Annotated in this window: 18 protein-coding genes and 1 pseudogene; 13 read left to right on the forward strand and 6 right to left on the reverse strand. The window is 63.7% G+C overall.

All coding sequences use genetic code 11. The features are described from left to right. Window positions 1-24: 24 nt before the first annotated feature. Entirely contained in the window at window positions 25-1,197 is a 1,173-nt protein-coding gene (locus tag GTP23_RS11550) for a tetratricopeptide repeat protein (protein ID WP_161035257.1), read from the forward strand. A gap of 95 nt (window positions 1,198-1,292) precedes the next feature. On the opposite strand, the pseudogene GTP23_RS11555 reads toward GTP23_RS11550, so the two are convergent. Further along, window positions 1,293-2,081: pseudogene (locus GTP23_RS11555) on the reverse strand (EAL domain-containing protein); the annotation flags it as partial. A 300-nt stretch (window positions 2,082-2,381) separates the two neighbouring features. Between GTP23_RS11555 and GTP23_RS11560 the strand changes: the two are divergent. The 5 genes from GTP23_RS11560 to GTP23_RS11580 all read left to right on the forward strand — a co-directional run bounded on the left by GTP23_RS11560 (window position 2,382) and on the right by GTP23_RS11580 (window position 11,487). Beyond that, window positions 2,382-2,939, forward strand: a complete 558-nt coding sequence (locus GTP23_RS11560) for a methylamine utilization protein (RefSeq protein WP_371866897.1) — start codon at window positions 2,382-2,384, stop codon at window positions 2,937-2,939. 9 nt (window positions 2,940-2,948) lie between these two features. Further along, complete coding sequence (locus GTP23_RS11565; protein WP_161035259.1) at window positions 2,949-5,345, forward strand: putative bifunctional diguanylate cyclase/phosphodiesterase; 2,397 nt, start codon at window positions 2,949-2,951, stop codon at window positions 5,343-5,345. 89 nt (window positions 5,346-5,434) lie between these two features. After that, complete coding sequence (locus GTP23_RS11570) at window positions 5,435-7,597, forward strand: prolyl oligopeptidase family serine peptidase (RefSeq protein ID WP_202412141.1); 2,163 nt, start codon at window positions 5,435-5,437, stop codon at window positions 7,595-7,597. After that, a complete protein-coding gene (locus GTP23_RS11575; protein WP_161035260.1) occupies window positions 7,594-10,113 on the forward strand; it encodes a zinc-dependent metalloprotease in 2,520 nt (839 codons plus the stop codon). Before GTP23_RS11570 ends, GTP23_RS11575 begins: the two co-directional genes overlap by 4 nt. A 171-nt stretch (window positions 10,114-10,284) precedes the next feature. Further along, entirely contained in the window at window positions 10,285-11,487 is a 1,203-nt protein-coding gene (locus tag GTP23_RS11580) for an ammonium transporter (protein WP_161035261.1), read from the forward strand. Between the two features lie 58 nt (window positions 11,488-11,545). Here GTP23_RS11580 and GTP23_RS11585 read toward each other — a convergent pair whose 3' ends face one another. Beyond that, window positions 11,546-12,121: a helix-turn-helix domain-containing protein gene (locus GTP23_RS11585; protein ID WP_155435911.1), complete on the reverse strand. Its 576-nt coding sequence runs from the start codon at window positions 12,119-12,121 to the stop codon at window positions 11,546-11,548. A 159-nt stretch (window positions 12,122-12,280) separates the two neighbouring features. Here GTP23_RS11585 and kbl point away from each other — a divergent pair, with 159 nt between their 5' ends. The 3 genes from kbl (at window position 12,281) to GTP23_RS11600 (ending at window position 15,978) form a co-directional block, all read left to right on the forward strand. Continuing rightward, window positions 12,281-13,486, forward strand: coding sequence for a glycine C-acetyltransferase (gene kbl, locus GTP23_RS11590; RefSeq protein ID WP_161035262.1), 1,206 nt, complete (start codon window positions 12,281-12,283; stop codon window positions 13,484-13,486). A gap of 26 nt (window positions 13,487-13,512) precedes the next feature. Next, a complete protein-coding gene (locus tag GTP23_RS11595) occupies window positions 13,513-14,484 on the forward strand; it encodes an NAD-dependent epimerase/dehydratase family protein (protein WP_161035263.1) in 972 nt (323 codons plus the stop codon). Window positions 14,485-14,580: 96 nt separating this feature from the next. Continuing rightward, window positions 14,581-15,978, forward strand: coding sequence for an L-serine ammonia-lyase (locus tag GTP23_RS11600; protein ID WP_161035264.1), 1,398 nt, complete (start codon window positions 14,581-14,583; stop codon window positions 15,976-15,978). Window positions 15,979-16,021: 43 nt separating this feature from the next. Here the strand turns inward: GTP23_RS11600 and GTP23_RS11605 are convergent, their stop codons facing one another. Next, a complete protein-coding gene (locus tag GTP23_RS11605; RefSeq protein WP_202412143.1) occupies window positions 16,022-19,165 on the reverse strand; it encodes a bifunctional diguanylate cyclase/phosphodiesterase in 3,144 nt (1,047 codons plus the stop codon). 206 nt (window positions 19,166-19,371) lie between these two features. On the opposite strand from GTP23_RS11605, the gene thrC reads away from it, so the two are divergent. From thrC to GTP23_RS11625, 4 genes are read left to right on the forward strand one after another with little or no spacing between them, the layout of a single operon-like run. After that, window positions 19,372-20,850: a threonine synthase gene (gene thrC / locus GTP23_RS11610; RefSeq protein ID WP_161035266.1), complete on the forward strand. Its 1,479-nt coding sequence runs from the start codon at window positions 19,372-19,374 to the stop codon at window positions 20,848-20,850. A gap of 13 nt (window positions 20,851-20,863) precedes the next feature. Then, complete coding sequence (locus GTP23_RS11615) at window positions 20,864-22,084, forward strand: molybdopterin molybdotransferase MoeA (protein WP_161035267.1); 1,221 nt, start codon at window positions 20,864-20,866, stop codon at window positions 22,082-22,084. After that, window positions 22,084-22,338 carry a molybdopterin converting factor subunit 1 gene (gene moaD / locus GTP23_RS11620; RefSeq protein ID WP_161035268.1) on the forward strand — a complete coding sequence of 85 codons (255 nt, stop codon included), beginning with the start codon at window positions 22,084-22,086 and terminating at the stop codon, window positions 22,336-22,338. Before GTP23_RS11615 ends, moaD begins: the two co-directional genes overlap by 1 nt. Next, window positions 22,339-23,592: a TIGR03862 family flavoprotein gene (locus tag GTP23_RS11625; protein ID WP_161035269.1), complete on the forward strand. Its 1,254-nt coding sequence runs from the start codon at window positions 22,339-22,341 to the stop codon at window positions 23,590-23,592. Between the two features lie 61 nt (window positions 23,593-23,653). On the opposite strand, the gene GTP23_RS11630 is transcribed toward GTP23_RS11625, so the two are convergent. From GTP23_RS11630 to hpnE, 3 genes are all read right to left on the reverse strand, one after another. After that, complete coding sequence (locus GTP23_RS11630; RefSeq protein WP_161035270.1) at window positions 23,654-24,460, reverse strand: head GIN domain-containing protein; 807 nt, start codon at window positions 24,458-24,460, stop codon at window positions 23,654-23,656. 11 nt (window positions 24,461-24,471) lie between these two features. Continuing rightward, window positions 24,472-25,308: a DUF1700 domain-containing protein gene (locus tag GTP23_RS11635; protein WP_161035271.1), complete on the reverse strand. Its 837-nt coding sequence runs from the start codon at window positions 25,306-25,308 to the stop codon at window positions 24,472-24,474. Between the two features lie 145 nt (window positions 25,309-25,453). Continuing rightward, a complete protein-coding gene (gene hpnE / locus GTP23_RS11640) occupies window positions 25,454-26,791 on the reverse strand; it encodes a hydroxysqualene dehydroxylase HpnE (RefSeq protein WP_161035603.1) in 1,338 nt (445 codons plus the stop codon). Between the last annotated feature and the right edge of the window lie 30 nt (window positions 26,792-26,821).

Here is a 26,821-nt window from a genome sequence, read left to right on the forward strand (position 1 = left end):
TGCGGCACTTGATCAGGGTATGCCATGAAGACTCCCCAGCCGGCCCGTTATCACAGCGGCAGTTATGCGTGGTTCCGCGCGGCAGCCGAGCAGGGTGATCCTTATGCCCAGTTCAATCTGGCCCTGCTGCACCGCGCCAGCGATCTGCTGGCGCCTGACCCCCCTAGTGCGTATTACTGGATGGAGCGTGCTGCCCGTCAGGGGCTGGCGTTTGCCCAGAATCATCTGGGTGTCATGCTGTACACGGGCGAAGGCGTGGAAGCCAGCGACGAGCAGGCGGTGCGCTGGTTCCGCGCCGCTGCGCTGCAGGGCGAGGTGGCGGCCCAGCAGAATCTGGGCATGATGTACCGTAACGGCCGTGGCGTGCTGGCCAATGCCGAAGTGGCACTGGCGTGGTTTTTTCGTGCTGCCGAACAGGGCAGCGCGCGTGCCCAGGGTTTGCTGGGTGCCGCCTATCTGTATGGCGAAGGCGTAGCGGTGGACGAGCTGCTGGCGCTGGCCTGGTTGCGCAAGGCGGCCATGCGCAACGATGCCCGGGCCCAGCTGCATCTGGGCGTGATGTACCAGCAGGGCCGTGCCGTGGTGGCCGACGCCGCGCAGGCCGTGGCATGGTGGCGTCAGGCGGCGGCCCAGCAGCTGGCCATGGCGCAGCGCATGCTGGGGCTGGCTTATGCGGAAGGCACGGGCGTGGCGGCCGATGCCGCGCGTGCCTACGCCTGGCTGCGCCGCGCCGCAGTGCAGGACGACAGCGAGGCCCAGTTCAATCTGGGCGTGCTGCTGGCCCAAGGCTGCGGCGTAGCGCAGGATGAAGCCCAGGCCTGTGTCTGGTATCGCTGTGCGGCCACGGACGGGCATATGCTGGCCCAATACAATCTGGCCTGCATGTATGCGGGCGGGCGCGGCGTGGCACGCGATGCGGTGCAGGCGCGTGCGCTATATCAGCAGGCGGCGGAACAGGGGCTGGCACAGGCCCAGTACAATCTGGCCGTGATGTACGAACAGGGGCTCGGTGGCGCACCCAGCGCGGCCATGGCGCGGCTGTGGTACCGCTGTGCTGCCCAGCAGGGGCAGGCGCAGGCACGCCAGCATCTGGCAGGGCAGGGCCGGTCCGAGCGGCGTAGCAGCGCTGCTGCCGGTGGTGCGCAGCGCTGCCGCCGCAGCGCAGTAGCACGGCGTCAGCCCGGGCTATACGGATGAGTAGGCACACCGGCCAGCGCCGTGCTGGCACCGTCGTGCTGCCAGTGGTACAGCACGCCTGAGCTGCTGCGGGCGCGGTAATCGGCGCTGTGGGCGCGGTCCAGCTGGCGCCTTACTTCGAGCGGGATGCTGCGCAGCGGCAGGGCATGGGGCCGGCCCAGATGATAGCCCTGACCGAAAGCCACACCCACTTCGCCCAGCGCGGCCAGCTCGTCGCAGGTTTCTATGCCTTCGGCGATCACGCGGGTGGCCGATTTTTCCGCGATACCCTGAATCGAACGGACAAACTGCAGCTTGACCGGATCCTGATGGATGCCCTGGATGAAATGCATATCGATCTTGACGAATTCGGGCCGCAGTTCCGACCACAGGCGCAGGCTGGCAAAGCCTTCGCCCAGATCGTCGATGGCGATCTGGAAACCCATGGCACGGTAGTGGCGCACGGCTTCGCGCATGGCGGCGTAGTCATAGGTGGGCTGGTTTTCCGTCAGTTCGATGATGACCTGTTCCGGTGCTATGCCCAGCTGCTGCAGGGTACCCAGGGTTTCGCCATGGCGCGCATCGCGCTGCAGCAGCATGTCCGGGCTGACGTTGAGGAAGAGCTTGCCCGGCAGTTGCAGTTCGGCATAGCGCTCCAGCACCACGCGGCGGCACAGATGCTCGACTTCTACGCTCAGGCCGCAGGCGCGCGCTACCTTGAACAGCTGCAGCGGTGCATGCAGCGGGCTATCGGACGGGCCACGGATCAGGCCTTCATAGGCAATGATGGCGCCGCTTTGCAGGTCGACGATGGGCTGGAACAGCGCACTCAGCTGGCGACGTGCCAGAATTTCCAGTAATTCCACGCGCTGCTGATCGGCCTGCTCCTCGTTACGGGCGGGCAGGTAGTGGACACGGGCGCTACGGTGCAGATTCACGATCAGGTAGGGGGCAGGTGGTAACAGGGGCTTATGGTAGAGAGGATTTGTGTCACTATCGTGACGACCGGCAACTTTTTCCGTCCGGATATGAAAATCTTTTCCGATCTGGCTGATCGGGGCGCTACAATCGGGACTGTTTCTGGTCTGCTCTCCTGTCTCTTAACTTGCCTTGCCGGATTGCTCATGCGTCGTGAAGTCTGCCGTTGGACAGTATCTTGCCTATTTTTTGGCTGGCAGCTCCATGCCGCCGCTACCGGCCTGCAGGTGCAGACGCTCGATGGTGCGGGCAAGCCGCTGGCCGACGTGGTGGTGTATGCCGAGCCGGATAGCCCGGCCACGCTGGCCAGAGCGACCGGCACGGCCCAGATCGAGCAGAAGGGCCTGAAGTTCATTCCGCTGGTGAGCGTGATCCAGACCGGCACCACCATCCTGTTCCCCAATAACGACCGGGTGCGCCACCATATCTATTCCTACTCGCCTGCGCACAAGTTTGACCAGAAGCTGTATTCCGGTCAGGCTGCGGCGCCGCAAGTATTCGACCGGGCCGGCACCGTGGTTCTGGGCTGTAACATCCATGACCGCATGGTGGCCTACGTGAAAGTGGTCGATACGCCGTATTTCGCCAAGAGCGACAGTAACGGCATGGTCCAGATCGAGCTGCCGGCCGGCGCACGCTATACGGTACGGGCCTGGCATTACAACGCGGCCGGCGGTGCTACGGCTGAACAGCCGCTCAGTCTCAAGGCCGGCGAGACCGGCGCCACCCTGAATTTCAGGATAGCCCTGAAGACGCTGGCGCCCGACGACAGCGCACTGCAATAGAAAGCCCCCATGGCATTCCGTTTCCGCAGTCTGCAGAGCCGTATCGTCACCCTGTTTCTGGTGCTGGTGGTGGCGGTGCAGGTGGTGGGACTGATCGTGATCCAGCGCGGCATCGACAACAATGCGCGCCAGTCGATCAGCAGCGAGCTGGCCAATGGCAGCAAGGTATTCCGCCGTCTGCTCGAGCAGAATGCCCAGAGCCTGCGTTTCGGTGCACGCCTGCTGACCCGTGATACGGCTTTCGTGGCGCTGGTCGGCAACAACGACGACAGCGACCGCGCCACCATCGAATCGGCGCTGGCCAATAGCGGCGCCCGCATCAAGGCGGCGCTGACCATGCTGGTCAACGGCGAACGCCAGGTCAGCGCTTCCACCAATCCTGCCCAGGCCGCTGCACTCGAGCAGCAGGTGCTGGGCATGCTCGATCAGGCCGAGGCCGCCGATGGCGCCAACGGCATGGCCATCATCGACCGCCGGCCCTACCAGATCGTGGTGATGCCGGTGAAAGCCCCCATTACCATTGCCTGGGTGGTGATGACTTTTCCTATCGACTGGCAGCTGGCGCGCGATATGCGCGAGATCAGCGGACTTGATACCACCATACTGACGCGCGATGCGGCCGGCAGCTGGCTGACGGTCGGTACCACGCTGGCGCCGCAGCTGGCGCAATCGCTGCCGGCGCGGCTACAGGCGCAGGCCGGCGCCGATGGCCAGCCCTTCGATCTGACGCTGGGCGAGAGCCGCTACGGCATGCGTTTGCTGCCGGTGGGGCAGGCCGGCAGGCAGAGCACGCAAGTGCTGCTGGCGCGCTCCTTCGACGAAGCGACGGCCGAGTATGTGCGGCTGGAGCGCTGGCTGATCGCCCTGACGCTGGGCGGCATCGTGATTTCTGCGCTGGCCATCGTGTTCACGGCCAAGCGCATCACCCAGCCCATCAGCGCACTGGCGCTGACGGCGCGCCGGCTCGAACAGGGCGATTACCAGCAGCCCGTGCATAGCCGCCGGCATGACGAGATCGGGGCGCTGGCCCGGGCTTTCGACGCCATGCGTGCGGGGATCGCCCGGCGCGAAGAGGAAATCCGCCATCTGGCTTACTGGGACACGCTGACCAGCCTGCCTAACCGGGCCCAGTTTCTGGTGTTGCTGAATCAGGCGCTGCAGCAGGCCCAGCACCAGCAGCAAGCCGTGTTCGTGCTGATGATGGATCTGGACCGCTTCAAGCACGTCAACGATGTGATGGGTCACAGCTTCGGCGATGCGCTGCTGCAGCAGGTGGCGCAGCGCCTGCAGACCTTGCTGGTGCGACAGCATCAGGCGGCCCAGCTGGCGCGCATGGGCGGCGACGAATTCGCCGTGCTGTTGCCGGCCGCCGATCTGGCGGCCGCCCGGCAGCTGGCAGCGGCCATTCTGCGCGCGCTGGAAACCCCGCTGTCGCTGGAAGACCAGACGGTCGATCTCGGCGCCGGTCTGGGCATTGCCGGCTACCCGGCCCACGCGCAGGATGGCGAAACGCTGCTCGGCATGGCCGAAGTGGCCATGTACAGTGCCAAGCTGCGCAACGATGGCGCGGTGATCTACGATGCCGCGCTGGATAAGGGCAGTGCCCAGAGCCTGTCGCTGCTGACGGAGCTGCGCCATGCAATCGAGCGGGACGAGTTCCGCCTGTTCGTGCAGCCCAAGATCGCCCTGAAGACAGGGCAGGTGGTGGGCATGGAGGCGCTGGTGCGCTGGCAACATCCGCAGCGCGGCAATGTCTTCCCCGACGCCTTCATTCCCTTTGCCGAACAGACCGGCTTTATCCGCGTGCTGACGCGCTGGGTGATGGAACGCTCGGCCCGTCTGTGTCAGGAGCTAGAGCAGGCCGGCTACCATCTGAAGATGTCGGTCAACCTGTCCACCCGCGACCTGATGGATCAGGACCTGCCCGTCAAATTCGGCGACATGCTGCAGCGGCATGGCCAGTCGCCCCAGTCTTTCTGTCTGGAGATTACCGAGAGCGCCATCATGGACGATCCGGTGCGTGCACAGAACACGCTGGCGCTGCTGAGCGCGATGGGTTTCGAGCTGTCCATCGACGATTTCGGCACCGGCTATTCCTCGCTGGCCTATCTGAAAAGCCTGCCCGTGAACGAGCTGAAAATCGATAAATCCTTTGTGCTGAACATGGAAACGGATCTGGGCGATGCGCGCATCGTGCAGTCCACCATCAGTCTGGCCCGCGCCATGCATCTGCGCGTGGTCGCCGAGGGCATAGAGACGGAGACCGTGTGGCGTCTGCTGGAAGGCATGAAGTGCGATCAGGGTCAGGGCTATTTCATGAGCCGGCCCATCCCGGCCGCCCAGTTGGAGGACTGGCTGGCGCAGTGGCAGTCGCCGCTGCTGGAACAGCGCGCCGCGGCCGAATAAAAATCGTTCTGGCCAGAAGGCTATCGTTTCATATTTGCTACGCTTCAGGCTATGATCGGAGTTCCCGAACTTCCAACCTTGGACTCCGTATGCAACGACGACTCACCCTGCTGGCCAGCCTGATCATCACCCACTTTGCCGCCATGGCCCAGACCTGCACGCCCGCAACCGGTGCGCTCAGCTATCCGGTGACGCGCACCGTGGCCCAGCAGGATGTGTATCACGGTACCACGGTGGCCGATCCCTATCGCTGGCTGGAAGACGCCAATAGCGCAGAGACCCAGGCCTGGGTGCAGCAGCAGAATCAGCTGACCCAGAGCTATCTGGGGCAGATCGATGCGCGCGCCGCGATCCGTCAGCGCCTGACCACTTTGTGGAACTACGAGCGTTTCAGCGTGCCGTTCAAGGAAGGCGGGCGTTATTTCTATAGTCGCAATGACGGCCTGCAGAACCAGTCGGTGCTGTACACCATGAAGTCGCTGGCCGATGTGCCGCGCCTGCTGCTCGATCCGAATACGCTGGCGGCCGATGGTACGGTGGCGCTGGCCGGTCTGGCGGTCAGCCCGAACGGCAGATATCTGGCCTATAGCACGGCCGCTTCCGGCTCCGACTGGAACGAGATCCATGTGCGCGATATCGATAGCGGCACGGACACGGACGACCATATCAAGTGGGTGAAATTCTCCCAGACGGCCTGGCTGCACGACGCTTCCGGCTTCTTCTACAGCCGCTACGACGAACCGACCGAAGCCACCAAGCTGGCTGCCGTGAACTACTTCCAGAAGCTGTACTTCCATAAAATCGGCACGCCGCAAAGCGCCGATACGCTGGTGTACGAACGGCCCGACCACAAGGACTGGGGCTTCAGCGCCGAAGTCAGCGAAGACGGGCACTACCTGATCATCAATGGCTCGCAAGGTACGGAGAACAAGAACCGGGTGTTCTACAAGGATCTGACGCGCAAGGGCGCACCGGTGCTGGCGCTGCTGGAAGAATTCGATGCGGCCTATAGCTTCATCGGCAATGACGGTCCGGTGTTCCTGTTCCGCACCGAGCGCGATGCGCCGCGCGGGCGTGTCGTCGCCATCGACATCCGCAAGCCGGGCGTGGCCAGCTGGAAGCAGCTGGTGCCGGAATCGGCCAATACCATGGTGTCGGCATCGCTGGTCAACAACCAGCTGGTGATCGACTATCTGAGCGACGCCCACAGCCTGGTCAAAGTGTTCGACCTGAAAGGCAAGCCGCTGCACGACATCGAACTGCCCGGCATAGGCTCGGCGGGTGGCTTTGGCGGCAAGCGCGGTGATAGCGAAACCTTTTATTCCTATACCAGCTTCACTACCCCTACCACCATCTACCGCCACGACCTGAAGACCAACAAGAGCAGCGTGTACCGCCAGCCGCGGGTGGACTTCGATCCCTCAGCCTTCGAAGTACGCCAGGAGTTCTATACCAGCCGTGATGGCACCCGTGTGCCGATGTTCATCGTGGCCAAGAAAGGCCTCAAGCATGACGGCAGCAACCCCACCTATCTGTATGGCTACGGCGGCTTCAATGTCTCGCTGACGCCTGCCTTCTCGGTGGCCAATCTGGCCTGGCTGGAAATGGGCGGCGTGTATGTGGTGCCGAATCTGCGTGGCGGCGGCGAATACGGCGAAGCCTGGCATGCGGCCGGCACCAAGCTGCAGAAGCAGAACGTGTTCGACGATTTCATCGGCGCTGCCGAATGGCTGATCGAGCACAAGATCACCTCGCCGGCCAAGCTGGCCATAGGCGGCGGCAGCAATGGCGGCCTGCTGGTGGGCGCTACCATGACCCAGCGTCCGGAACTGTTTGCGGCCGCGATCCCGCAGGTGGGCGTGCTGGATATGCTGCGCTTCCATAAATTCACCATCGGCTGGGCCTGGACTTCGGACTACGGTTCGTCCGACAATCCGGAAGAATTCAAGGCCCTGCTGAAATACTCGCCGCTGCACAATCTGAAGCAGGGCGGCTGCTATCCGGCCACCATGATCACCACGGCTGATCACGATGACCGCGTGGTGCCGGCGCACAGCTTCAAGTTCGCCGCCACGGCCCAGGCGGCCCAGGGCGGCGCTGCGCCCATCCTGATCCGCATCGATAGCAAGGCCGGCCACGGTGCCGGCAAGCCGACCAGCAAGCAGATCGACGAAGTCACTGATCGCTGGGGCTTCCTCAGCCGCGCGCTGAAGATGGACCTGACCAGCAAGCCTGTGGCGGGGCAGCCATGAGCCGCGCGCCAGTACGGGGGCGTTGGCAGTTGATTTTGCTGGCGCTGCTGGCCAGCAGCGCACCTGCACTGGCATGGCCATCGCTGGCCGCTGCGGCGGCAGCCGGCGCCGGCACTACGTCTGCCGCAGCGGAAACGGGGGCAGCGCTGGCGCAGCAGACCAGAGGACTGACGCACCAGAGCGGCCTGTTCGATCTGTGGCGCGATACGGCCAAAGGCCGTGTGCTACTGGGCGTGAGTGCGCTGGAACAGCCGTTCCTGCTGGTCAGTTCGCTGCCGTATGCGCTGGGCTCCAACGATGTGGGGCTGGACCGGGGGCAGGGTGGCGAAGTGCAGATGGTGCATTTCGAACGCCATGGCAACCGCCTGTTCCTGCTGCGCGATAACACGGGCTATGTGGCCAATTCGGCCGATGCCGACGAGCGGGCCGCCGTACGCGAATCGTTCGCCGCTGCCGTACTGTGGGCCGGCGACATCCTGGCCACGGAAGGCGAGCTGCATCTGGTGGACTTTTCCAGCTTCCTGCTGGCCGACCGGCATGGCGTGGGCGCGCGGCTGGCCGCCACCAAACAAGGCAGCTATCAGGTCGACGCGGGGCGCAGCGCCGTGCTGGCCGCAACGGCCAAGGCCTTCCCCGACAATCTGGAACTGGAAGCCCTGCTGACTTTCGCCGGACCGGCCAGCGGCGAATTCGTGCGCCAGGTCGCGGCCGATCCGGCCAGCGTGGCGCTACGCCAGCGCATCAGCATGGTGCGCCTGCCGGCACTCGATAGCGCCTGGCGGCCGCGCCCCTATCATCCGTTCTCGGGCGGCTTCGATGTCAGCTATGTCGATTTCGCCACCCCGCTGGCCAGCAGCATCGACGTGCACTGGCAGGTGCGCCACCGTCTGGAGAAAACCGATCCCGCCGCCGCCGTCAGTACGGTGAAGCGGCCCATCGTCTACTACGTCGACCGCGGCGCGCCGGAGCCGGTGCGTTCGGCGCTGGTGCAAGGGGCGTCGTGGTGGGCCAGCGCCTTCGAGAAGGCCGGCTACAAGGATGCGTTCCGGGTCGAAGTGCTGCCCGAAGGCGTGGATGCGATGGACATCCGCTACAACATGATCCACTGGGTACACCGCGCCACCCGTGGCTGGTCTTACGGCAATGCGCTGGCCGATCCGCGTACGGGCCAGATCATCCGCGGTGCCGTGACGCTCGGTTCGCAGCGGGTGCGGCAGGACATATTGATCGCGGAGAGCCTGCTGGCGCCGTATGGCCAGCATGCGCCCGCCGCTGCAGCCCAACTGGCCGAGCAGATGGCGCTGGCCCGCTTGCGCCAGCTGGCTGCGCACGAGGTGGGGCATACGCTGGGCTTTGCCCATAATTTTGCCGCTAGCCGTCTCGGCAACGGCTCGGTGATGGACTATCCCCATCCGCTGCTGGGGCTGGACGCCAGCGGCAAGCCCACGCTGGAGCAGGCCTATGGTGTCGGTGTGGGGCCATGGGATGACTACATCGTGCGCTACATCTATGGCGATTTCGGTCACGGCGAGCAGGAGCAGCAGGCGCTGGCCGGCCTGCGTGCGGCGGCCCATCAGGCCGGCCTGCAGTATGTCAGCGATCAGGATGCGCGCAGCCCCGGCGCCAGCCATCCGGATGGGCTGCTGTGGGATTTCGGTCCCGACAGCCTGCGTACCTGGGACCAGCTGGGCGCCGTGCGCCAGCGCGCACTGGCCAGCTTCTCCTACGATGTGCTGCCCGCTGCAAGGCAGGCTGGCGAACTGGAAGCGCGGCTGGTGCCGGTCTACCTGCTACAGCGCTATCAGGGGGAAGCACTGGCGCGCCTGCTGGGCGGCGCCAGTTTCGCCAGCACCAGCGCCGGCGATATCCGGGCCGGCATTGCCCCGGCCGGCACCCGGCCTACGCCGGCCCCCATGCAGAAAGAAGCGCTGGCCCGTCTGAGCGACACCTTCACGGCAGAATATCTGGCCCTGCCGGCCAGCGTGCTGGATGTGCTGACGCCGCCCGCAACGGGTTACGAACGGGGACGCGAATATTTCGCCAGCCGCATGGCGTCAGTGTTCGATGCGCTCTCCATGGCCGAAGCCGGCGCAGCCCAGACGGCCGGCTTCCTGTTCGATGCCGAGCGCCTGAACCGGCTGGCCTGGCAGCAGGCCCGTGATGCGCGTCAGCCCGGCGTGGATACGCTGCTGGAACAGGTGCTGCGCAAGAGCTGGCAGCGCACCAGCGTACCGGCCAGTCTGGCCGGTGGCGAAGCGGTACAGCTGGCGGCTAACTGGGTAGTGCTCGATAGCTTGCTGAATGTGCTGGATGGCGGCAAGCTGCATGCGCAGGTGGCCGCGCAATTGCAGGTGGGCTTGCGCCAGCTGGCCGGCTGGCTGCAGCAGCAGCCGGGGCAGGGCAGTACGGCGGCCAGCCGCAAGCAGGCTGCCGAGCTGATCCTGGCCTATCTGCGCGACCCCCGCAGCGTCAAGCTACGCACCTTGCCGGTGATACCGCCCGGTGCGCCCATCTGATTTTGCACCAAAATGATGCCTTAAATCGGTGCGCACACATTTAGTGCGCACCAATGCACAAAAACAAAACAGCATGAAATCAAACACTTAAGCGTTCGCACCAAATTGGTACGATTATTGCTCCAACAAAATACATACAAATATTTTTGCATTATTTTGGGGAGAGTTCTGATGGGTGATTTCAAAAGCGGCGCCGATGCACTGTTTATCCTGCTCGGTGCCATCATGATTCTGGCCATGCACGCCGGTTTCGCGTTTCTGGAGCTGGGCACGGTGCGCAAGAAGAACCAGGTCAATGCCCTGGTCAAGATACTGGTGGACTTTGCCGTATCGACTATCGCGTATTTCTTCGTCGGCTACAGCATTGCTTACGGCATCAATTTCTTCGCCTCGGCCGATGTGCTGGCCGAAAAGAATGGCTATGAACTCGTCAAATTCTTCTTCCTGCTGACTTTTGCAGCAGCGATACCGGCGATTATTTCGGGCGGTATCGCCGAGCGCGCCCGCTTCCACCCGCAGACCGTGGCGACGGCGCTGCTGGTAGGGCTGGTCTATCCCTTCTTCGAGGGCATAGTCTGGAATCACCGTTTCGGCGTGCAGGAATGGCTGGTGTCGGCGCTGGGCGCGGAGTTCCATGACTTCGCCGGTTCCGTGGTGGTGCATGCGGTGGGCGGCTGGATTGCGCTGCCGGCCGTGCTGCTGCTGGGTGCCCGCCGTGGCCGCTACATGAAGAATGGCGCTATCGCTGCCCACCCGCCATCGTCTATCCCTTTCCTGGCGCTGGGCGCCTGGATCCTGACGGTGGGCTGGTTCGGCTTTAATGTGATGAGCGCACAGGCGCTGGACAAGATGAATGGTCTGGTCGCCGTGAACTCGCTGATGGCCATGGTCGGCGGCACGCTGGTGGCACTGGTGATGGGCAAGAATGACCCCGGCTTTGCCTATAACGGTCCGCTGGCCGGTCTGGTGGCCGTGTGTGCCGGTTCCGACCTGATGCACCCGCTCGGTGCGCTGATCACGGGCTGCGTGGCCGGTGCGCTGTTCGTATCGATGTTCACGCTGGCCCAGAACAAATGGAAAATCGACGATGTGCTGGGCGTGTGGCCGCTGCACGGTCTATGCGGCGCCTGGGGCGGGATCGCGGCCGGCATTTTCGGCCTGAAATCGCTGGGCGGTGTGGGCGGTGTGACGTTTGCGGCCCAGCTGGCCGGGACTGCTATGGGGGTGCTGATCGCGCTGGCCGGTGGCGCCATGGTGTATGGCGGCATCAAGGCAGTGATGGGCTTGCGACTGGATCCCGAAGATGAATTCCAGGGCGCCGATCTGGCCATCCACCGCATCAGCTCGACGCCGGAACGTGAATCGAGCTGGTAAGGCAGCTTGATTCCCGAACAGCAGACTGAAAAGGCTCCGCAAGGAGCCTTTTGCATTTCTAGCGGTGGATTACCACCAGCAGGGCCTTGGCCTCGGTCTTGCCGAGATTGCGGATGATGTGCTGCAAGTCACCGGGATAGCGCGCCGTGGCGCCCACTTTCAGCTTGCGTTTATCGCCGCCCACTTCCACTTCGGCCGTGCCGTGCAGCAAGGTCACGTGCTCCTGCGCGCCCGGGTCGTGGCCTTGCGAGGCCAGTTCGCCGCCCGGGGCCAGCGTCAGTTCATACCATTCATATTTGCCCGCCAGCTCCATCGGGCCCAGTATCCGTAACACATAGCCGGCATGCTGGCCGGGCAGCGTGGGGGTCTCGTGCGCTTCCAGTATGCGTATGGTTTCCGGGGCTTTTTCCGCCGTGGCCAGTAATTCGCCGATCTGCACGCCCAGTGCATTGGCCAGTCGCCACGTGATGGCGATGGTGGGATTGGCCTTTTCCCGTTCTATTTGCGACAGCATGGATTTGGAGACGCCGGCGATGCGCGACAGGTCTTCCAGCGTCAGGCCGCGGGCCAGACGTAAACGTTGCAGGGCCGCGCCAACTTCGGGCGGTGCATTGGTCGAAACAGGAGTTTGCATTGTTTTATTCGGCGTTTGGTCTAAATTTCAATTGAATCAGCACCTATGGATGGCTTGCGGAGTTCAATGGGACTCTGTAATATTCGATATATCGAATTCGTGTTCGAAATAACGAATTTCTCATAACGTAGTGAAATCGTACCACAGACAGGAACCTATATGAGCATACAGGCAAAATCCGCTTTCTTCACCGGCCTTCAGGACAACCTCGACCAGCTGCGTACGCAGGGTCTGTACAAACCGGAGCGCGTGCTGGCTTCGCGTCAGGGTGCTGAAGTGATGGGTGAGGACGGCCGAATGCTGATCAATATGTGTGCCAACAACTATCTGGGCCTGTCCGGTCAGGAATGGGTAGCGCAGGCTTCCATCGCCGCGACGGAAAAATACGGCTACGGCCTGTCGTCGGTACGCTTCATCTGCGGCACCCAGACCGTGCACAAGCAGCTGGAACAGGCGATTTCCAAGTTCCTCGGTACGGAGGACACCATATTGTATGCGGCGGCCTTCGATGCCAACGGCGGCGTGTTCGAACCGCTGTTCGACGAGAACGATGCCATCATTTCCGATGCGCTCAACCACGCTTCCATCATCGACGGCATCCGTCTGTGCAAGGCAGCGCGCTTCCGCTACGCCCACAACGATATGGCCGATCTGGAAGTGCAGCTGCAGGCAGCGGCCGGCAAGCGACATAAAGTCATCGTCACGGACGGCGTGTTCTCGATGGACGGCACCATCGCCCAGCTCGACAAGATCTGCGATCTGGCCGACCAATACGGCGCGCTGGTGATGATAGACGAATGCCATGCCTCCGGCTTCATGGGCGCTACTGGCCGCGGCACCCACGAGCACCACAATGTGATGGGCCGCATCGACATCATCACGGGTACGCTGGGCAAGGCACTGGGCGGTGCCATGGGCGGGTTTACCTCGGCGCGCAAGGAAGTGATCGAGATGCTGCGCCAGAAGTCGCGTCCTTATCTGTTCTCGAACACGCTGGCACCGGCCATCGCCGGCGCTTCGCTGACGGTGCTGGAAAAGCTGTCCGCGTCGACCGAGCTGCGCGACCGCCTGCATGAAAACACGGCCTTCTTCCGTAGCGAAATCGAACGTATCGGTTTCACCATCAAGCCCGGCACCCATCCGGTGGTTCCGGTCATGCTGTTCGACGCGCAGGTGGCGCAGAAGTTCGCCGCCCGCATGTATGAACTGGGTGTGCTGCTGAGCGGCTTCTTCTATCCGGTCGTACCTATGGGACAGGCGCGCGTGCGCGTGCAGCTGTCGGCCGCCCATAGCCGCGAGCAGCTGGAGACTGTACTTAAAGCATTCGAACAGGCTGGCCGCGAGCTGGGCCTGCTGAAGAACTAAAAATGAAAATCGTCAGGAACAAGAATATGACTACTCAGGAACGCATCCTCGTTATCGGCGCCAATGGCCAGATCGGCAGTGAACTGGTCGAGGCACTGGCCGCCCAGCACGGCGCGCAGAACGTGATCGCCGCCGATATCAGCCCCAACAATCTGTACAACGCGGCGCGCTACACCACCCTCAATGTGCTCGATAAAGCCGGTCTGGCAGCGCTGGTGGCAGCCGAAGAAATCACCCAGGTCTACCAGCTGGCGGCCATGCTGTCGGCCACCGGCGAAGCGGCGCCGCTCAAGGCCTGGACCCTGAACATGGACGGCCTGCTCAATATTCTGGAAGTGGCGCGCGAACGCAATGCCGTGGGCAAGCCGCTGCGCATCTTCTGGCCATCCTCGATCGCTGCTTTCGGCCCGAGCACGCCGGCACAGGATACGCCGCAAACCACGGTGATGGACCCGACCACCATCTACGGCATCAGCAAGCTGGCTGGCGAGCGTCTATGCGAGTACTACTTCATCAAGTATGGCGTGGACGTGCGCAGCATCCGCTACCCGGGCATCATCAGCTTCAAGTCGCCACCGGGCGGCGGCACCACCGATTACGCCATCGCCATCTTCCACTCGGCCCTGCGCGGTGAACGTTACGAATCCTTCCTCGGTCCGCAGACCACGCTGCCGATGATCTATATGCCTGACGCCATCCGCGCCACCATCGAACTGATGGATGCGCCGGCCGAACTGATCAAGGTGCGTTCGGCCTACAATGTGGCCGGTGTATCGTTCAATCCGGAACAGCTGGCCGTGGCCATCAGCCGCAAGCTGCCGGACTTCAAGATCGCCTACAAGCCGGACAGCCGTCAGGCCATCGCCGATACCTGGCCGCAGAGCCTGGACGATGCAGCGGCGACGGCCGACTGGGGCTGGCAGGCCCGTATCGGCATAGACGAGATGGTGGCCGACATGCTGGCCAATGTCGATGTCAGTCTGGGCAAGGCTGCTTGATCTGAACCACCAAGGCTGTGTATGATGCGCAGCCTTTTTTGTTGCACCCCGCAGTTACTACAAAAATACCGACAGAATTAGAGAGAGACACACACGATGGATATGAGCGTATTTGATCTGTTTAAGATCGGCATAGGGCCGTCGAGCTCCCACACGGTGGGGCCTATGGTGGCAGCACGCCGCTTTTTGCTCGACAACGCTCCGCTGGATGATGTTACGGCCGTTACGGCCGAGCTGTACGGTTCGCTGGCACTGACCGGTGTCGGCCACGCGACCGACAAGGCAGTGCTGTTAGGCCTGATGGGCGAAACCCCGCAGGATGTCGATCCGGCCAGCGTAGACCAGCAACTGGCGCAGGCTGAAGCGAGCGGCCAGCTCAGGCTGCTGGGCAGCCGTGTCGTGCCGTTCCGCCGCGCCGACCATCTGCTATTCCACATGACCGAATCGCTGGCCGAACACCCGAACGGCATGCGCTTTACCCTGACCCGGCAGGACGGTAGTAGCACCAGCAAAGTGTATTACTCGGTAGGGGGCGGCTTTATCCGCGCCGAAGGCGAGCAGGCGGCGGCGCCGGCCGACGGCGCCACCACGCCAGCCCGGCCTTACCCGTTCGACACCATGGCCCAGCTGCTGGCCCATGGCGAACGCAGCGGCCTGAGCATTCCGCAAATGTTGCGCGCCAATGAAAATGTGCGCTACAGCGATGCCGAACTCGATGCCGGCATGGACCGTATCTGGCAGGTGATGCGCGATTGCATCGCCCACGGCCTGAGCACGCCGGGCCAGCTGCCCGGTGGCCTGAACGTCAAACGCCGCGCCGCCAAACTGTGGCAGCAAGCCAACGACAAGAGTGCCGCTGCCAAAGCGGTAAATGATCTACCGCACGATGCGCTGCATCAGGTCAGCCTGTATGCCATGGCCGTCAACGAAGAAAATGCGGCCGGCGGCCGTGTCGTCACGGCGCCGACCAATGGGGCGGCCGGCATCATTCCCGCCGTGCTGCGCTATTACGCCGAGGACTGCAAACCGGCCGATCCGGCCACGGGCGTACGCAACTTCCTGCTGACGGCAGCGGCCATCGGCATGCTGTGCAAGCGCAATGCCTCGATTTCGGGTGCGGAAATCGGCTGTCAGGGCGAAGTGGGCGTGGCATGCGCCATGGCGGCGGCCGGTCTGGTGGCGGCGCTGGGCGGCACTAACCAGCAGATCGAGAACGCGGCCGAGATCGGCATCGAGCATCATCTGGGCATGACGTGCGACCCGATCGGCGGGCTGGTGCAGATCCCCTGCATCGAACGCAACGGCATGGGCGCCGTCAAAGCCATCACGGCCGCTTCGCTGGCGCTGAAAGGTGACGGTACCCACTTCGTCAGTCTGGACGAGGTGATCGAAACCATGCGCCAGACCGGCGCCGACATGCAGGCCAAGTACAAGGAAACTTCGCTGGGCGGTCTGGCCATCCACGTCATCACCGTCAACCACGCTGCCTGCTAGGGCGCACGGGGCCGGCAGCCTGCCGGCCTGCGCTGCGCCGGGTTCAGGCCGGATTGTTGAAGGCGCGGGCTGCGCCATCGAGCAGCAACTGGCGGAAAGCCGTGGCCGCTACCGGCCGGCTGAAGTAATAGCCCTGGATTTCATCGCAGTGGTGCTCGTGCAGATAGCTGAGCTGTTCTATGGTTTCTACCCCTTCGGCGATGGTGCGCATGCCCAGGCTGCGTGCCATCTGGATGATGGCGTTGACGATGGCACGGTCCTCGGCGTCGGTAGTGATGTCGCGCACGAAGGACTGGTCGATCTTGAGCTTGTAGGCCATGAATTTCTTCAGATGGCTGAGCGAAGAATAGCCCGTACCGAAATCGTCTATCGACATGCGTACGCCACGTTCATGCAGATTGTTCATCATGGCGATGGCGCCCTGCGGATCGTTGGCAGCAACGGCTTCCGTCAGCTCCAGTTCCAGATATTCGGCCGGCAAGCCTTCTTCCTGCAGGATGCGGGTGATCAGCTTGGGCAGGTCGGTATTGCGGAACTGCACGGCTGACAGGTTGACGGCCATGGTCACGGGCGGCAGCCCCTCGGCACGCCAGCGGACGGCCTGACGCACGGCTTCGCGCAGTACCCAGGCCCCTATGCTCTGTATCAGCCCGCTTTCCTCGGCGGCCGGTATGAACTCGGCCGGCGACACATTGCCCAGCTCCGGCGACTCCCAGCGCAGCAGTGCTTCGGCGCCGATGATGGCACGTTCGCGCAGCGCCACCTGCGGCTGGTAGACCACATGCAGCTGCTTGCGTTCGATGGCGTAGCGCAGCGCATTTACCAGCTGCAGATGGCGCGCCGCGCGCTGCTGCACGGCGCTGGTGAAGAAGCAGATGCCCTGGCGGCCCGTGCGTTTGGCCTGATACATGGCGGCATCGGCCCGCTGCAGCAGGGTTTCGATATCATCGCCGTCGGCCGGGTAGGTAGCCACGCCCAGCGAGGCCGTCACTTTCAGATCATGGTGGCCGATACGGAAAGGCTGGATGCTGAGGTCCAGCAGCTTCTGCGCCACGCTGGCCACTTCATCTTCATTCAAGCCTTGCAGCACGAAGATGAATTCATCGCCGCCCAGTCTGGCGACCATATCCTGTTCGCGCATGGCCGAGCGCAGGCGCTGGGCCAGTTCGCACAGCAGCTGGTCGCCCACGCTGTGACCGAGCGAATCGTTGATGTCCTTGAAGTGGTCAAGATCCAGCAGCAGCAGGGCCAGTGTGCTGTGCTGGCGGCGTGCCAGCGCCAGTGCCATGTGCGCATGCTCCTGCAGCTGGGTGCGGTTAGGCAGGCCCGTCATGGCATCGAAGTGGGCCAGATACTGGATGCGCTCGTTGGCCAGCCGGCGCTCCGTCACATCGCGCGTAATCCCCAGCAGCATGCGCTCCTGTCCCTGTGCGTTGTCCATGGGCGCAGCATGGGTTTCCAGCCAGCGCTGCACGCCTTGCAAGCCCTGTATGCGGAATTCCAGATGGCCACTTTCGCCCGCCATCACGCGCTGCAGCAGCATGGCGAAGGCGTCACGGTATTCGGGCAGGATCAGCTGCTCGGGCGTGGTCTGTTTGAGCTGTTCCAGGCTGGCCGCTTCCAGCATGCGCAGGCCGGCTGCATTGATATCCTGGAACTGGCCACCGGCATCGATCAGCATCACGCACTCGGGCTCGGTTTCAATGATGGTGCGCAGCCGCTGTTCACTCTTGCGCAGGTTTTCTTCCGTGCGTTTGCGGGCCTGCTGGTGGTCGAAGTTTTTCAGTGCAAATTCGATATCGAGCCGCATTTCCATCAGCAGGTTCTGGGCATCTTCGTCGAAGGCATGGCGGGTGTCGGAATACACCGAGAGGATGGCCACCACCTTGCCCTGGCGCCGCAGCGGAATGGCAGTGGAAGCGGCCCAGCCGAATTCGGCGGCGCGGCTGTGCCACAGGCTGGTCTCTTCGGCATTCATGAAATCCTGACACCAGTAGGGTTCGCCGCTACGGTAGGACAGTCCGGCCGGACCGCGGCCTTCCGGCAGGTCGGCGCTCAGCGACAGCTTGACCTGTTCCAGATACTTGGTGCCCACCCCGGCCCAGGCCAGCGGCGCCAGCGTGTGCAGGGCGCTATCGACCGCGCCTATCCAGGCCAGCGACATGCCGCCATGGTTCACGATGGCATCGCAGATATTCTGGAATAATTCGTGTTCCGAACGGCAGCGCACAATGGCCTGATTGCACTGGCTCAGGGCCATATACAGCCGGCTCAGGCGGTGCGTACGTTCCTGTGCTGCGCGCCGTTCCTGTTCCAGCCGGGACAGGTTGCGCTGCATTTCGCCCAGCCAGCCCCATACGGTATCGCGCGAGGCCGGCGGCACCACCAGCGGCGGATCGAGCTCGCCCTTGCCCAGCCGGCTGATGCTGAGCTGGAGCTGGTCGACCTTGCAGCCCAGGGCGGTGTCCAGACTGCGCTTGGTGCGCCACAGCATGAGCAGCAGGCCGAAGGCACTGAGGCCGAATACGATGCGGGCCAGCAGGGCATCGTTGGCGGCCAGCCTGACTTCCGTGCGGGTGCGCTGCTCGACGCTGTAGCTGACCTGGCCTATGGGCGACATGATGCGTGCCTTGGCGTGGTGGTAGTACTGGTTGTGCAGCATCAGCATGGCCTGCTGCAGCGCCTCGGGGCTGACATCGCTGCGGTCGCGGATGCCGATGGCATTGCGTTCTATGGTGGAGAGGCGGTCCGATTCGCGCTTGGACTGGGCCAGCAGTTCCATCTCTTCATCAGTAAAGCCGGCCGCCCGCATCATGTCCAGCAAGGGCACGGCCGTTTCCGAGGGGCGCGGCCGGTGCTGGCCATCGAGCACCAGATCCCAGTACACGTCTTCATAGCGCTGCGGGCGCGCCACGCGGCCATCGCGGATATCGAGGATTTCCTGATACTGGGTGCGGAAATGCGGTTCGCCCGTGATGATGTAGCTGCGCGCCATGCGCGTCAGGTCGTCGGAGGAGTGGCGCAGTTCTTCCACCAGTGCCTGCGACTGGAAGCGCCGTTCGTTGGCCCGGTCGATGCGCTTTTCCGTCCACACATAGGCAACAAATGTCAGTGCGGCAACTATAATGAGGCCAACGCAATAGTTGAGGAAGCTGGTGAATTGCGGCGGCTGGCGTTTGTCTGACACGGGCATTGGGGGTCGAAAGCAAGCTGAACAGGAGTGCGCAACCCTTAGTATAGGGGCTGCAAGTAACAAATTGCCAGCATTCTGCGGAGTTGGGCTGCAGATAATACAACGTCAATTTCACGGTCTGGCCCCGGGCGCACTATAATAACCGCTCGCTATGTACCGTTCTGCCAATTTGCCGTAAGCTCAACCGGACTTTCCTACCTATGCAATACGTGTCTACCCGCGCCGCCGCGTCGGCCGCTGCTTCCTCTACCCAACAATTTTCCGACATTCTGCTGGGCGGTCTGGCCGCTGATGGCGGCCTGTTCCTGCCGACTGCCTATCCGCAGGTAACTGGCGACGAGCTCAACGCATGGCGCGAGCTGTCGTATGCCGATCTGGCTTTCCAGATACTGAAGAAGTTTGCCACCGATATACCGGAAGCAGATCTGCGCGCCCTGACGGCCAAGACCTATACCAAGGAAGTCTATAAAAACACCCGCGCCGGCGAGAAAGCCAGCCAGATCACGCCGCTGCGCGTGCTGGAAGAACGTGCGGATGGCAGCAAGCTGGTGCTGCAGGCGCTGTCCAACGGGCCGACGCTGGCTTTCAAGGACATGGCCATGCAGTTGCTGGGCAATCTGTTCGAATACGCGCTGGCCAAGCAGGACGAGCAGCTCAACATTTTCGGCGCCACCTCGGGCGATACCGGTAGTGCGGCCGAATACGCCATGCGCGGCAAGCAAGGCGTACGCGTATTCATGCTGTCGCCGCACAAGAAAATGAGCGCCTTCCAGACCGCCCAGATGTTCAGCCTGCAGGACCCGAATATCTACAACATCGCCCTGGAAGGGGTGTTCGACGATGCGCAGGACATGGTCAAAGCCGTGTCCAACGATCTGGAATTCAAGCGCCGCTACAAGATCGGCACCGTCAATTCCATCAACTGGGCCCGCGTGGTGGCACAGGTGGTGTACTACTTCCGCGGCTATCTGTCGGCCACGACTTCCAATGAACAGAAGGTATCGTTCACCGTCCCGTCGGGTAACTTCGGCAATATCTGCGCTGGTCACATCGCCCGCATGATGGGCCTGCCGATCGACAAGCTGGTGGCTGCCACCAACGAAAACGACGTGCTCGACGAATTCTTCCGCACCGGCGTCTACCGCGTGCGCAAATCGGCCGAGACCTACCACACCAGCAGCCCGTCGATGGACATCTCCAAGGCGTCCAACTTCGAACGCTTCATCTACGATCTGGTGGGCCGCGATGGCGACCGCACCCGCGCGCTGTTCCAGAAAGTCGAAAGCCATGGCGGCTTCGACCTGTCCGGCAAGCCGGGCAGCGATGGCGACGAATTCAAGCTGGTGGCCAAATATGGCTTCAAATCGGGCAAATCCACCCATGCCGACCGTCTCGATACCATCCGCGACGTGGCCGATGACTACGGCATCGTGATCGACACCCACACGGCAGACGGCATCAAGGTCGCACGTGAATACCTCGAACCGGGCGTCACCATGATCGTGCTGGAAACGGCGCTGGCCGCCAAGTTCAACGAAACCATACTGGAAGCGCTGGGTCAGGATGCCGAACGTCCGGCCGGCTTCGAGAACATCGAAGATCTGCCGCAGAAATTCGTGGTGATGCCGGTCGATGTGCAGAAGCTCAAAGACTACATCGCCGCCAATACCGGCCTGTAATCGGGATACCCGCATGAGCAGCTACCAGCCCCCAGCCATGTTATCCGTCAGCCAGGCCTTGCAGCTGATGGCCTCGGCCGCCCGTGTGGCGGACGAGGTCGAGCAGGTACCTACGCTGGCCGCCAACGGCCGCGTGCTGGCCGAGGCACAGGTGTCCGGCATGAATGTGCCGGCCATGGATAACACCCAGATGGATGGCTATGCCGTGCGGGCCGCCGATTGCGCCAGCGGCAGCGCCAGCTTGCCCGTTTCCCAGCGCATCCCGGCCGGCCATGTGGGTACTGAACTGGCAGCAGGGACGGCCGCAAGGATCTTTACCGGCGCGATGATACCGGCCGGTGCCGATGCCGTGGTGATGCAGGAGCAGTGCGAATTCAAGGATGGCGTAGTCACCGTCAACCACACGCCCAAGGCGGGCGAGTGGATACGCCGCGCCGGCGAAGATATCCGTGATGGCGCCGTGATTCTGCCGGCCGGTACCCGTTTGCGCAGCCAGGAACTGGGGCTGGCCGCATCCGTCGGGCTGGCGCAGTTGCCGGTGCGGCGCAAGCTGCGCGTGGCCGTGTTCTTTACCGGCGACGAGCTGACCATGCCGGGCGAGCCGCTGGCGCCCGGTGCGATCTACAATTCCAACCGTTTTACCATCCGCGCCTTGCTGGAAAATCTGGGCTGCGAAATCAGCGATTTCGGCATCGTGCCCGATACGCTGGCCGCGACCCGCTCCGTGCTGCGCGCGTCGGCCCAGGCGCATGATCTGATCATCACCTCGGGCGGCGTGTCGGTGGGCGAGGAAGACCATATCAAGCCGGCGGTGGAAGCGGAAGGGCGCCTGAATATGTGGCAGATCGCCGTCAAGCCGGGCAAGCCGCTGGCTTTCGGCGAAGTCGGGCAGGCCTTCTTTGTGGGCCTGCCGGGCAATCCCGTCTCGAGCTTTATTACTTTCCTGATGTTTGTGCGGCCCTTCATCCTGCGCCTGCAGGGTGTGCAGCACGGGCTGGCACCGCGCGCCTACACCATGCGGGCCGATTTCGACTGGCCCAAGGCTGACCGCCGCAACGAATTCCTGCGCGTGCGCCTGAATGCCGGGGGTGGTCTGGAACGCTTTTCCAACCAGAGTTCCGGCGTGCTCACTTCGACTGTCTGGGGCGATGGCGTAGTCGACAATCCGCCCGGACAGGCCATAGCACGCGGCGATAGCGTGCGATTTATACCGTTTAGCGAGTTAATGTACTGATGTCCGTCACCGTAAAATTCTTTGCCAGCGTGCGTGAAGCGCTGGGTGCTTCGTCCGAAGTGCTGCAACTGCCGGCCGGTGTGGTCACCGTGGGCGCGCTGCGCGACCATCTGGCCGCGCGCGGCGACGTGTGGCAGCAGGCGCTGGGCAATCCGGCACTGCGCATGGCCTGCAATCAGGTGATGTGCGATGCCGCGACTGCCCTGAATGATGGCGCAGAAGTGGCGTTCTTCCCGCCCGTGACGGGCGGCTGAATGGCGCAGCAGGCAGCACACACGGCTAGCCCGGCAGGCCTGCGGGTGGCCGTGGTCGGCGGCGGGCCTGCCGGCCTGATGGCCGCACAGCAGCTGGCACTGGCCGGCGTGCAGGTCGATCTGTACGATGCCATGCCTTCGGTCGGCCGTAAATTCCTGCTGGCCGGACGGGGCGGCATGAATATCACGCACGCCGAACCGTATGCCCAGTTTGTCACCCGCTATGGCGCCAGCGCGGTGCCGCTGCGCCCCATGCTCGATGCCTTCGGCCCGCAGGCCGTGCGCGACTGGGTGCATGGTCTGGGCCTCGAAACCTTTGTCGGCACTTCGGGCCGGGTATTCCCCACCGATATGAAAGCAGCGCCGCTGCTGCGTGCCTGGCTGCACCGTCTGCGTGTCGCGGGCGTGCAGTTCCATATGCGCCACCGCTGGCTGGGCTGGCGCGACGGCGCACTGCTGCTGCAAGGGCCCGAGGGCGAAGTGCTGGTGCAGGCCGATGCCGTGGTGCTGGCACTGGGTGGCGGCAGCTGGGCGCGGCTAGGTTCGGATGGCAGCTGGCTGCCAGTGCTGGTCCGGCACGGCGTGGCAGTGGCGCCGCTACAGCCGGCCAATTGCGGCTTCGATGTGGACTGGAGCAGCCACTTCAGCGCACGCTATGCGGGCGAACCTCTGACCACGGTGGCGATAGCTGCGCGTACAGCCGACGCTACCATGGCTTACCGCCAGGGCCAGTTCGTGGTCACGGCGGGCGGTGTCGAGGGCAGCCTGATTTACGCACTATCGGCCGCGCTGCGCGAGCAGATCAACGCCGATGGTCATGCCACCATCTATCTCGATCTGCTGCCCGATTTTAGCGCCGAGCGTGTGCTGGCCGAAGTGCAGCGCCCGCGTGGCGCCCGTTCCATGGCCAGCCATCTGCAGAGCCGGCTCGGCATTAAGGGCGTGAAAGCAGGTTTGCTGCGCGAATGCCTGAGCAAGGAAGCGTACGCCGATACGGCAATGCTGGCGCAGGCCATCAAGCGGCTGCCGCTGCGTTTGCTGCGGCCGCGGCCTATCGATGAAGCCATCAGCAGCGCCGGCGGGGTGCGCTGGGAGGCATTGCAAGGCTGCATGCTGGCGGCCTTGCCTGGTGTCTTCGTGGCCGGTGAAATGGTGGACTGGGAGGCACCCACGGGGGGCTATCTGCTGACCGCCTGTCTGGCCGGTGGCCAGGCTGCAGCGCGCGATGCGCTGCAATGGCTGGCGGCGCGCTGACCGTCGGTCTATTCTAAGACCGGCTAAGTCCGGCCGCTGTCCGGCAGCACAGCCGGACAGGCTATTCCCAGCTTACATCGCCGGAACCGTTGCGGTCCACGGTACGCTGGTCGGGACGGCCCAGCACCAGCACATCGCCGCTGCCGCGCAACGTCAGGTCGGCGCTGCGGCGGGCAAATACCTGGCTGCCGCCCGAGCCGCGCTGGTTCAGCACCACTTTATCGGCGCTCAGATGGCGCGCGTCGAGGTCGCCCGAGCCGGTCACTTCGGCATTCAGATCCTTGCAGCTGCCGGCAGCTGTCAGCATGCCCGAGCCTATCATTTCCAGCGTAACGTGATCGCTATTGCCGGCATTCAGATTCAGATGGCCGCTGCCATGGATACCGGCCGTGAGCGTGCGGTAGCGTCCGCTGAAATCCAGATTGCCGGAACCGTGCAGCTGCAAGTCCAGCTTGTCGCCGCTAAAGCCCTGCACGCGGGTTTCGCCGCTGCTGTTGACCACCAGTTCCTGCAGATCGGGCAGTACCAGTTCTACCCGCAGGCGGTGGCGCGGATTGAGCAGCATGCCCTTGGTGCCGATGTGTAGCTCGCTGCCGTCCTGTATGGTTTCGATATTTGCCAGTGAACGCTGCTCGCCCCGTACTTTCAGGCTGGCCGGCTGGCCCTGGGCGAGGATCAGATCGATGGGGCCATTGATTTCGACGGTATGGGCCATGCCGTCTATCGGCCGGGTTTCGCCGGCCAGCGCGCGCCCGGCCGAACTGGCGGGGCTGGTAGTGCCATAAGCCTTGAGCATGGAGTAGCTGATGCCGATCAGCACAAACGCCAGTAACAGCAGGCTGGTCGCGATTTTAAGCAGTGAGCGCATGACAGTGTTTCCTATTGGCCGCGCAGCAGCGAGAGGTTGGCGGCGGCGTAGCGTTTCAGGCCGGTCATCGTGTAGCGGCTCAGCACTACGCCGAGCAGGCAGAAGCCTATGCCGCCCAGGATCAGGCCGAAGCCGATCAGGCTCTGGGTGGTGCGGGCGCCGCTATCGAAGTCGGTGGTGATGTGCAGATCGCCGGCGGCAACGGCCTCGGCACGGTTGAGCAGGCGGCCGCCCCGGCTCAGATTGTCGTCCGTGTTCTGGCTGCGCGGCGATTCCGTATCCTGATGCAGTTGCACGCCCATGCTATCGATGGACATGCGCCAGCCTTCGCCGGCCTGCTGTTCCTCGTCGGTGTCGAAGTGGCTGCTGGTATAGGCCATCACATGGCGTAGCGGGCCTTCCAGCGCCAGTTCGTTCTGGCCTGACAGGCCGCTGGAAACCAGGGCGATACCGCCGATGTAAAACGCGAACGCCGAGATATACACGGCGCCCAGCAGGCAGGCGTAGACGGCGGCGGGGATGACCATGAACAGGTTGAACAGGGCCAGTCCGACGAGCGAGCCCAGCATGCGCAGCAGGTGGAAGGGGCGTTTCTTCGGGCTGGCATCGGCAGCCGGCTGGCCGTTCTGCGCTTGATTGAGCTGGGCGTCCAGATGGGCGGCCGTGCGCAGGGCCATGGCGACCTGGCGTGGCGGCTCCAGTTCCTGATAGATTTCGCTTTCGCTACGGCCGGCCACCAGCCCGTCGATGTAGCGTTGTTCATAGTCGGCCAGCGTGGCCGCCACCGTATGGGGTGGCAGACCCTGCAGCGCAAGTCTGAGTTGTTCGAGGTATGCCTGCTTGTTCATAGCGTCTTCGTGGTGCGTAGCAAACGTTTGCAATATGGCCTATGGTGCTACTGTATCGAGATCCCCGTCCAGTTTCCACGTCCATGTGATGAAATGCAGAAATACAGGAATAGACGACCAAATTCGCCGCCCAGACGGTTGCCGCCTAGCCCAGCCTGATGGCCCGTGCCGCCGCCAGCCCGCTGCGTACGGCAGCTTCCAGCGTGGCCGGATAGGGGCCGGCCGTGTAGTCGCCGGCCAGCAGCAGGCCGGGCAGACCGGTGGCGTTGGCGGGGCGCTGCAGGCCGGGGCTGCTGGCAAAGGTGGCGCGTTTTTCCGTAATCACCTTGAACCAGCCGGGCTGCTGCAATTGCGGCAGGTGCAGGCTGGCGGACAGCTGGGACGCAATGGCGCGGGCCAGCTCTTCCTGCGGCAGGGTGGCGGCTTCGGCGGCCGCACTGATCACCACGGCCAGCAAGCCTTGCTGCTGGGCGTCGAGCTGGCCACGGTCGAACACGAACTGGCCCCAGTGCTGGCGGCTGGGATCGTCGAGCAGGGCGTAGAACGGCTGCTGCAGGCGCACATCCGTGCCGTATTGCAGATAGCAGGTGGTAATGGCTTCCGGCTCCAGTGCCGTCAGCTGCTGGCAGATGGCGCTGGTGTCGCACTCCGGGATGGCGTGCAGCAGGCCGGCTGCCTGGCTGGCGCCGGTGGCGATCACCACTTGCGGAAAATAGGTGCTCCAGTTGCCGCCCACGGCGGCGCCGCTGATATCGAGCTGCCACAGCCGGCCTTCGATGCTGCGGATGGCTTTGACGCTGGCGCCCGTGCGCACGGAACCGCCACGCTCGCTGATATAGCTGGCGGCCGCTTCCGGCAACAGGCGCGACAGGTCGTGGCGCGGCAACAGCATGTCGGACGCACTGCGCCCTGCACCCAGACTGTCGCGCAGCACGTTCAGGAAAATCTGCGCCGACGCCCGTTCCGGCGGGGTATTCAGGGCGGCCAGACAGAGCGGGCGCCACATCAGCCGGATCAGCGGCCCGGTCTGGTCCCAGCGCTGCAGCAGTTCGCTGACGCTGCAATCCTGATCGAGTTGCCAGCCAGCCCAGCGCGCGGTACTGGAAAAGCGCGCCAGACTGAGTTTGTCGGCGCGGCTCAAACCACTGGCACGCAGCAGGGCGAACGCCAGATGCAGCGGCGCGGGCAGGCGCGGCGCGATGAAATCCATGCCGCCGCTGGCAGGCGGGTAGCGCATCTGCAGGGGCAGGGTGAGCAGGGCCTGACGGGCATCCACGCCGAGGCGGCGCAACAGGCTCAGGGTGGCGCTGTAGGCACCGAGCAGGATGTGCTGGCCATTGTCGAGCTGGCGCCGGTCGGTTTCGATACGGCGGGCCCGGCCGCCCAGCGTGCGGGCTGCCTCCAGCAGCGTGACCTTGTAGCCGGCGCTGGCCAGCTCCACCGCTGCGGCACAGCCGGCCCAGCCGCCGCCGATGACGGCCACGGCCGGTGCGCCCGGCTTGCCGCCCGCCGC

This window comes from Duganella fentianensis (assembly GCF_009857835.1).
Lineage (GTDB): Bacteria > Pseudomonadota > Gammaproteobacteria > Burkholderiales > Burkholderiaceae_D > Rugamonas > Rugamonas fentianensis.

Bases quoted from the DNA above. Each gene is read 5' to 3' on its own strand.
- moaD (WP_161035268.1), top strand. From the start codon at position 22,084: ATGTCCGTCACCGTAAAATTCTTTGCCAGCGTGCGTGAAGCGCTGGGT.
- GTP23_RS11570 (WP_202412141.1), top strand. From the start codon at position 5,435: ATGCAACGACGACTCACCCTGCTGGCCAGCCTGATCATCACCCACTTT.
- GTP23_RS11595 (WP_161035263.1), top strand. From the start codon at position 13,513: ATGACTACTCAGGAACGCATCCTCGTTATCGGCGCCAATGGCCAGATC.
- GTP23_RS11580 (WP_161035261.1), top strand. From the start codon at position 10,285: ATGGGTGATTTCAAAAGCGGCGCCGATGCACTGTTTATCCTGCTCGGT.
- GTP23_RS11565 (WP_161035259.1), top strand. From the start codon at position 2,949: ATGGCATTCCGTTTCCGCAGTCTGCAGAGCCGTATCGTCACCCTGTTT.
- kbl (WP_161035262.1), top strand. From the start codon at position 12,281: ATGAGCATACAGGCAAAATCCGCTTTCTTCACCGGCCTTCAGGACAAC.
- GTP23_RS11550 (WP_161035257.1), top strand. From the start codon at position 25: ATGAAGACTCCCCAGCCGGCCCGTTATCACAGCGGCAGTTATGCGTGG.
- GTP23_RS11625 (WP_161035269.1), top strand. From the start codon at position 22,339: ATGGCGCAGCAGGCAGCACACACGGCTAGCCCGGCAGGCCTGCGGGTG.
- GTP23_RS11615 (WP_161035267.1), top strand. From the start codon at position 20,864: ATGAGCAGCTACCAGCCCCCAGCCATGTTATCCGTCAGCCAGGCCTTG.
- GTP23_RS11575 (WP_161035260.1), top strand. From the start codon at position 7,594: ATGAGCCGCGCGCCAGTACGGGGGCGTTGGCAGTTGATTTTGCTGGCG.
- GTP23_RS11635 (WP_161035271.1), bottom strand. From the start codon at position 25,308: ATGAACAAGCAGGCATACCTCGAACAACTCAGACTTGCGCTGCAGGGT.
- GTP23_RS11630 (WP_161035270.1), bottom strand. From the start codon at position 24,460: ATGCGCTCACTGCTTAAAATCGCGACCAGCCTGCTGTTACTGGCGTTT.
- GTP23_RS11585 (WP_155435911.1), bottom strand. From the start codon at position 12,121: ATGCAAACTCCTGTTTCGACCAATGCACCGCCCGAAGTTGGCGCGGCC.
- thrC (WP_161035266.1), top strand. From the start codon at position 19,372: ATGCAATACGTGTCTACCCGCGCCGCCGCGTCGGCCGCTGCTTCCTCT.
- GTP23_RS11600 (WP_161035264.1), top strand. From the start codon at position 14,581: ATGGATATGAGCGTATTTGATCTGTTTAAGATCGGCATAGGGCCGTCG.